Genomic DNA, 7,552 nt, shown 5'->3' with positions numbered 1-7,552 from the left:
AAAACATTTTACATGTGACTTGTTCCACTTTAGATATTTGTTTAAGATGAGATGTAACTCATTGAAATGTGTCATCATATTCGTCGTCAGAAAACAAGTATTATGCCATTATTTCAATGAGTTATCTTCTTTTGTCGTGTACAAAGCCAATATAATTATATTTTGATCAGCATATAAAACCGTAATAGTTAAATCAATACAAAGAAGTTGATGATTAAAACTTTAAGTGAGTAAATAATATCAACTCGTGTGCTATTGTTCAGGCAGTTCTTTTACAGGACTTCCGCCAAGCGCTTGCATTAAAGTTACATAGGCATTGTATTGACTTTGCTTGGTTTCAACTAAGCTGAGTCGTGCATTACGTGTAGTCGCTTGCGCATCTAGTAAGTTTTTTAATGCGATTGCACCGTTACGATAACGAACTTCGGTTAGTCGCTCGGTCTTGTTCGCAAGTTCGACATTGCGTTGTTGCAGTTGTACTTGCTGATTCAGTTGAGTGCGATTTGATAATGCATTTTCGACATCAGCAAAAGCTTCGTATAAGGTTTGCCGATATTGAATAATCGCTTTTTCATACTCAAGATCACTAATCGCAATATCTTTCTTCATATCATTATATTTAAGAAAAGGTAGGCTCAGGCTTGCACCTAAAGTTAAAGCAGGGTTCTTTAACAGTTGTGTTAAAGAGGTGCTAGAAGAACCTAGATTTCCCGTCAAATTAATCGATGGATAATAGCTGGCTTTGGTTGCATCTTTATTGGCTAAGGTTTTGCGTAGGCGTAATTCAGAAGCTTGTAAGTCAGGGCGACGCGATAAAATATCCGCAGGGAGTCCGACCGCGATATTCGGCAGAGCATTGCGAGGTAGTTGTGTAGGCTCTTGAATATTCAGTTGTTGAACAGGTTCATGTAGCAATACAGCAAGGGCAGTACGCGCTTCAACACGAAGCTGCTCAATTTGGCTTAAACTGGCTTTTTGGCTTTGTACCGATTGTTCCGCTTGAGTTAAATCTAAACCTGAAACTGCACCCGCTTTATATTGCGACTGTACCAAAGAATAGGTTTTTTGAGTTGAGGCTAAATTTTGCTGAATGGTTTGATAGCGTTCATTCAGGTAGCCAAGTTGCCAATACAGTTTTGCTGTGGTTCCAACCAGACTTTGTGCTGTGGCTTGCAAATCTTGTTCAGTGGCTAGAGCTTCCCAACGACTTGCTTCAGTTTGATTGGCGAGCTTGCCAAATAAATCGAGTTCATAGCTAACACCGACACTGGTCGATAACCCACGGTCAGAACCATCGCCTGAACGGAGGTCATAGTTATGAGCTGCTGAAACACTCGAACTGGTTCGAATCCCTTGTTTATTTTCAGCCAAACTTGCCTGTAAACGAGCCTGTTTAAGGGTGATTCCGGCAACAGTTAAATCGCTATTTTTAGCGAGAACCTGATCGACCAACTGATTCAGTTGGGCATCATTAAATAACGTCCACCATTGATCAGTTAAATTGATGCTTTTACTTTTTTGTGCATCGTACTGGAACTGTTGCGGCACTTGGACTGTTGGGGTGTTATAGGGGGTTTTCACCACAGCAGAACAGCCAGCTAAGGAGACAGTGAGTACCAGTGCGAGTCCTAATTTTGTGAATTGAAAAGACATACTCAAATTCCTTATTCTCTCGCTAAAGCAGCAACTGGATCGAGCTGTGCTGCATTTCGTGCTGGCAAGAAGCCAAATACAATACCAATCATGCTTGAGCAGACAAAGGCCGCTACGATTGACGTGGTCGAATAACTCATTTCAATGATGCCTTTGGCAAAGTGTCCGATGATTTGACCAATCCCTAAAGAGAGTAGTACACCGAGTATACCGCCCAATAAACAGACTAAAATTGCTTCAATCAGGAATTGCTGCAAAATGTCACTTTGTCGAGCACCAACCGCCATACGTACCCCGATTTCTTGAGTACGTTCAGTCACAGAGACCAACATAATGTTCATCACGCCAATTCCACCAACGACTAGAGAAATCACGGCGATTGCAGAAATTAACAGTGTCATGGTTGCTGTGGTTTGCTGAATGGTTTCACGAATACTGTCGGAGTTTTGGGTAAATACGTCCTGTGCGCCGTGACGTTGTTCCAGCAAGGTTAGAATTGCATTTTCAGCCGCACTACTTGGGTATTCATCTTTAATACGAACAATAATGCTACGCACATTAGACTGACCTAACATACGGCTCATGACCGTGGAATAGGGCAGATAAACGTTTAAGCTATCTGAATTTCCCATAAAGCCTTGTTGGGCATCAATCACGCCGATGATTCGACTTGGTACGCTGCCTAAGAGCAGTACTTGACCGACAGGATTGGTCCCATCTGCAAAGAAGGTTTTCTCCGTATTGGTATCAATCACCACATCTTGGGCACGCTGAGTAACACTGTTTTTGTCAAAAGGCTGTCCTGATTTAAAGTTCATGCCACGGACATAGAAGAAATCTGCACTGACACCATTTACAGTTGCCGATGCTTCGGTATCTTTGTAACGTAGCGTCACACTGGTATTGGCAGATGGGCTGACTCCATCCACATAGGGTTGTTCCGCCAGTGCATCGGCATCGGCAGGCACCAGTGTTTTGACTTGTGAAGCACGCGAGTTATCACCAAAACCACGCCCCTGATACACGGTAATGGTATTGGTGCCGAGGCTACTGATATTTTCTAGAATTTGCTTCTGTGAGCCATTCCCAAGTGCAACCACCGAGACCACGGATGCGATCCCGATAATAATCCCAAGCATAGTCAAGAAAGTCCGCATACGGTGGGCATTCATGGCAAGCAGTGCCATGCGGAATGCTTCACCGAGACGGTCAAAAAAAGAACGCCAGCTTGAGGTTTTCTTTTGTGGTGTGCGTTGCAGGGTTTGATGTTCTAAATCTGAATCTGCATTCTCAGGCACGTTGGCACGGTCTGAAATAATATTACCATCACTGATCTCGATAATACGGGTCGCATTCTTGGCAACATTCAGATCGTGGGTGACCAGAATAATGGTATGACCTTTGGCATTCAGCTCACGCAAAATACGCATCACTTCAACACCACTATTCTTATCCAATGCACCTGTTGGCTCATCGGCAAGAATCACATCACCGCCATTCATCAATGCACGGGCAATTGAAACACGTTGTTGCTGACCACCAGATAACTGGCTTGGTCGATGATGTAAGCGTTCTTCAAGTCCGAGTTCTGAGAGTAGCTCAGCCGAACGCTGTTGGCGAAGTTGGCTGTCTACGCCTGCGTAAATGGCTGGGACTTCAACATTACCAGAAGCACTCAGATCACCCAGTAAGTGATAACGCTGGAAAATAAAACCAAAATATTCACGGCGTAATTGTGCCAGTTCATCTGGTTCCAGTTCGCGGGTTTCCCGACCATTGACCTGATAGCTGCCTGCGGTTGGTTTATCCAGACAGCCCAGAATATTCATTAGGGTGGATTTACCAGAGCCAGATTGACCAACGATGGCAACCAGCTCACCTGCATAAATCTTTAGGTTAATGCCCTTGAGAATCTGCACCGTACCTTCACCCGCAGGGAACTCACGGGTGAGATCACTGACCTCAAGTAATGGCTGTGATGAATGTGTGTGATCTTGCGTCATATTACATTCTCATTGGACGTTGGTTGCTACGTTTCGCCGCTTCATTTGAGCTATCAGTTGCATCGGCAATCACCACTTGATCCCCTTGTTTTAAACCTCTCAGCACTTGTGCAGTAACACGATTGTTAAGGCCGATTAACACAGGTTGAGGTTGAGCAGTTCCATCCGCTTGTAACACACGAACCATGCCTGTGGATGCTTTACCTTGAGCAATTAAGGCTTTTTCAGCTTCAGTCAAATCTAGGCGTTTAGGATGCTGCGCTTTCTGAGTATCTGCATTTTTTGATTTATCTGTTGCAACCGAATTATTGCCATTTTCTTTTTTGTTTGAACGTTTAGTTTGGATGGCAGCGGCAGGGATTGTTAGTACATTTTTCGCTTCAGCCAAAACAATATAGACTTGTGCAGTCATATCAATACGTAACTTACCGTCTTCATTTGGAACATCAAACAAAGCGTTGTAATACACGGCTGTGCTTGATGATGATGAACTGGTATTGGTTGTTTCGGTATTGATAGAGTTTGGTGCTGGCTCAACTTGACGTAGCTGTGCGTAATGTTTTTTGTCACTATTACCTAATGTCGTGAAGTAAACGGTTTGACCTTTTTCAACTTTCATGACATCGGCTTCAGAAATTTGAGCCTTAATTGTCATCGTATCTAATTTCGCCAATTTCACAATCGTTGGCGCGGTTTGATTGGCATTCACCGTTTGACCTTCTTCGGTCACAATGGCAACCACTGTCCCATCCATTGGTGCAATAATACTGGTATAACCTAAATTCTCTTGTGCAGTTGCGAGTGTTAAACGAGATTGTTCAATTTGCGCATTGATTGCTGCAATTTGAGCTTGTGCTGTTTTAAAGTTTGCTAGTGCTGTTTCAAGTTCTGCACGTGAAGTTGCATCTTGGCTAAACATAGCCTGTTGGCGTTTATATTCAGCTTCCACTTTTGCTAAATTGGCTTGTTGAACTGCCAATTGAGCCTGTTGATTTTGAATATTCGCTTTGGCTGTTTTTAATTCGTTTTCTTGGCGAATCGAGTCGATTTGTGCAATCAGTTGACCTTGTTTGACTTGATCGCCTAACTGAACATACATTTTTTTCACTTGACCTGAAACCTGAGCACCCACACTGACCATCTTGGTTGCTTCAAGTACACCCGTTGCAAGTACTGAATCTTCAATATCACCTTTGGAAACTTCAGCACTAATATATTGTGGTACTTGATCTTTAGGTTTAAAGAAAAACCATGCAACGGCTGCAATAATCGCGACACCGATAGCGATCATTATTATTTTACTGAATGGTATTTTTTTAGAACTTGTTTTGGGCATGGCAACAGATTGAGATTTGGAAATATCAAACCAGTATAAAAGCGAAATAAGGATAAAACGTGGATATTTTTAATCTATAATGATAATTATTATCAAATTTTATTGAAATTACTCGACTAGAATCTGATAAATATTTTGAATACCAATGACTGCATTTTCTGCGATTGAAACTCCACCCTTGGATGGAAGTATTGCTTCACGAGGATTGATGCGGATGAGTTGTGGTGCGAAGCGTTCACTGAAATAACGAACGGTTGGAATGGTTGTGCCTGCACCTATTTCAATGACAATAGATTGATTGTGGGCTTCTAAAAAATTTTCTAAGCGTCTCGCTTGTTGCGTGTGTCTTTGGCTGACCCAAGCATAATCATTAAACATCAAAATATTTGGACGGGATAACTTGCCACAATGTGGGCATAGTGGGAGTTGTCCTAACCATTGACAATTTTGATGATCAATCTCAGGCGTTAATTCATTTGCTGACCATGTTGTGAGTTGGCAAGGTTCTGAGCATTGAAGATGGTGGATCGAGCCATGACACTCATAAATTTGGTTTGGATCAAAACCTGCTTTTTGAAATTGCCCATCAACATTCGAAGTAAATACAAAGTAGGGGAGTGCTAATTTTTCAGCGAGTTGTTTGAGTAAATGAAAGCCTTGATGCGGCAAGGTTTGACGATATAGTGCCAAACGATGTCCATAAAAACCCCATGCTAAATTTGGCTGAAATTTAAATGCTGCTGGATTGGCTATTTCAGTAAAGTCGATACGTTGTTTACCGAGTTCTGGATAAGCTCGCCACATGCCTTGATTGCCTCGAAAGTCGGGCAGACCTGAGTCAACACCCATGCCAGCACCTGCGCTGATAATAAGAGCATCAGCATGCGAAAGTATATCTTTGATTTGTTCTTTCTGGATTGTGGTTAAATCCAATGACATAAAGTCATCCTTTTTTATTTATCTTTAAGAAAAGCTTGGAAATAAAGTTGTACCACACAGTTCACTGATTGCTTGAAGCATCAGATGTTCTGAGTTTTCTTTAGACATTCCTTTAATTGCAGCATCAATTGCTAATAAAAGTTCAGGCCATTTTAAAAACTGACGAGGGTTTAAGCGGCGTAATGCTTGCTGATAAAGCGAAACTTTAGTTTTCCAAATCCCTAATTGCAATGCATTCTGTGGCTGCTCAAAAAGTTGCATGAGTAGACGCATTTCTTTGCTGAGTGTCCATAAGATCAAACTATCTGGTTCGCCAGCAGCAAGAAGATACTGATAGATTTTAACGGATTGAGCTAAATTTCCTGTTAATAATGCATCACTTAAATCATAGGTGGTATAGCGTGATTGATCTTGTAAACACTCATAGAGTTGATCAATCTGGATTTGTTTGATATCGGGAAAGGTATCTGCCACACGCATTAGGCTGTTTTTCGCAGCCAATAGATTATGTTCATGGTGCTCCATCAGCCATTGCCAAGCATCATGATCTAGTTGAATGCCTAGTTTTTCTGCTTCTAAATTTAAGATTTTTTGTCGGTCTTGTGGGTAAGTTGCGGTCAAAGAAACCACAACACCATTGGCCTCCACGACTTGGAAAAAGGCAGACTTTAAACTGCTGCTGTCTTGTTTAGGTAAAACGATGAGCAATAAGTTATGTTCATTCTGTTGAATATAGTTTTTCAGCAGTCTTAAGCCATTGGCATCAGGCTTGATATTGCCATGTACTTCAATGGCGAGTTGCTGAGAAAACAGCGATAAGCTATTCAGCGCATTAAAAACATTTTTCCAATCATTGACGCTACTGATGTCATAACGCTGACGTTCAACTTCATGCTGTTGCCAACTTTTACGAAATCCATCAAGTAAGTTTTGCTCAAGTAAAGGTTCTTGCCCATGGATGATCCATGCACCACGGGCTTCTGTAATGCGTTTTAATGCTTGAACATAATCTAACTTCATAAAAAGTAATTATGGTTGAGCTTTGGGTAAACGATTCGCTGCAATTTGACGCGTAATTTGCTGGGCAATATCATCAATAATGATACGGTTCAGATACGCTTCTTGTTGGTTATCTGTATTTACAGTTGCCACATCATATTGGTACGTGCGAGATGCAGTGAGTGTACGTGGTTCTGTGGTTTTATTGCCTTGACGATCTTCAATTTGGAAAGTCACGGTTAAACGCAATAGTACTTCAGTCAATTTACCATTCAATAACTGGCGACGAGGAGTGTAATCTAAGATACGAAGTACATAGGCATCATTGGCATTACTGAGTTGTACGCCCGTAGCACTGAGATAGATGCTGAGACGATTTTCGAGTTCATCGGTATTGTCAGGTAAAACCAAAGTTAGTTTGTTATAAACCAATGGTGTTGCCGTTGGATAGCTTCCCTTTAAATGAAAGCCACAGCCAACTAAGCCTGCACTTAGACCTAAAGTTAAAACGATAGCAGCTAAACGTTGTGCTAAGTGCATAAATGTTCCTTGTGTACTTTCGTTTGATATTAGCATCAAAATGCTATTTTACCTGTTTTTTTTAGTTTGTGGAAAGTGTTAT

6 protein-coding genes are annotated in these 7,552 nt (G+C 41.6%); all 6 read right to left on the bottom strand.

From position 1 onward, the window contains the following. Positions 1 to 252: 252 nt before the first annotated feature. Positions 253 to 1,653, bottom strand: a complete 1,401-nt coding sequence (locus F908_RS12800; protein WP_005162618.1) for an efflux transporter outer membrane subunit — start codon at positions 1,651 to 1,653, stop codon at positions 253 to 255. Positions 1,654 to 1,664: 11 nt separating this feature from the next. Next, a complete protein-coding gene (locus tag F908_RS12795) occupies positions 1,665 to 3,656 on the bottom strand; it encodes a MacB family efflux pump subunit (protein WP_005162616.1) in 1,992 nt (663 codons plus the stop codon). A 1-nt stretch (position 3,657) separates the two neighbouring features. Then, a complete protein-coding gene (locus F908_RS12790) occupies positions 3,658 to 4,992 on the bottom strand; it encodes a MacA family efflux pump subunit (RefSeq protein ID WP_034602787.1) in 1,335 nt (444 codons plus the stop codon). A gap of 108 nt (positions 4,993 to 5,100) precedes the next feature. After that, entirely contained in the window at positions 5,101 to 5,931 is an 831-nt protein-coding gene (locus tag F908_RS12785) for an SIR2 family NAD-dependent protein deacylase (RefSeq protein WP_005162613.1), read from the bottom strand. A 24-nt stretch (positions 5,932 to 5,955) separates the two neighbouring features. Next, positions 5,956 to 6,951 (bottom strand): DNA polymerase III subunit delta, encoded by a 996-nt coding sequence (holA, locus tag F908_RS12780; RefSeq protein ID WP_005162611.1) that lies wholly within the window; start codon positions 6,949 to 6,951, stop codon positions 5,956 to 5,958. Positions 6,952 to 6,960: 9 nt separating this feature from the next. Beyond that, a complete protein-coding gene (lptE, locus tag F908_RS12775; protein ID WP_005162609.1) occupies positions 6,961 to 7,470 on the bottom strand; it encodes an LPS-assembly lipoprotein LptE in 510 nt (169 codons plus the stop codon). Between the last annotated feature and the right edge of the window lie 82 nt (positions 7,471 to 7,552).

Origin of the sequence: Acinetobacter sp. NIPH 284 (assembly GCF_000369425.1) — a bacterium.
In the GTDB taxonomy this organism is placed as follows: domain Bacteria; phylum Pseudomonadota; class Gammaproteobacteria; order Pseudomonadales; family Moraxellaceae; genus Acinetobacter.
The sequence above is the reverse complement of the archived record's forward strand: the minus strand, read 5'-3'. Positions and strand labels throughout refer to the sequence as shown.